Source organism: Duganella radicis (assembly GCF_009720825.1).
GTDB classification, from domain to species: Bacteria; Pseudomonadota; Gammaproteobacteria; order Burkholderiales; family Burkholderiaceae_D; genus Rugamonas; species Rugamonas radicis.
The window spans coordinates 1-255 of record NZ_WNKY01000152.1 but is presented as its reverse complement, the minus strand read 5'-3'; the positions used below and the strand labels follow the sequence as shown (position 1 = coordinate 255).

General features: G+C 62.0%; 1 protein-coding gene. It reads left to right on the top strand.

The annotated features are described in order from the left end of the window. The coding region (locus GM676_RS33145) for a sugar phosphate nucleotidyltransferase (RefSeq protein WP_267875705.1) at window positions 1–255 on the top strand (255 nt) is incomplete at both ends.

Genomic DNA, 255 nt, shown 5'->3' with positions numbered 1-255 from the left:
GCCGAAATCGAACTACGCCGTCACCGGCCTGTACTTCTACGACAACCAGGTGTGCGACATCGCCGCCAGCATCAAGCCGTCCGCGCGCGGCGAGCTGGAAATCACCGACGTCAACAAGGTGTATCTGTACAAGGGCCAGCTCAACGTCGAAGTGATGGGGCGCGGCATGGCCTGGCTCGACACCGGCACCCACGAGTCGCTGCTGGAGGCGGGCCAGTTCATCGCCACCATTGAAAAACGCCAGGGCCTGAAAGT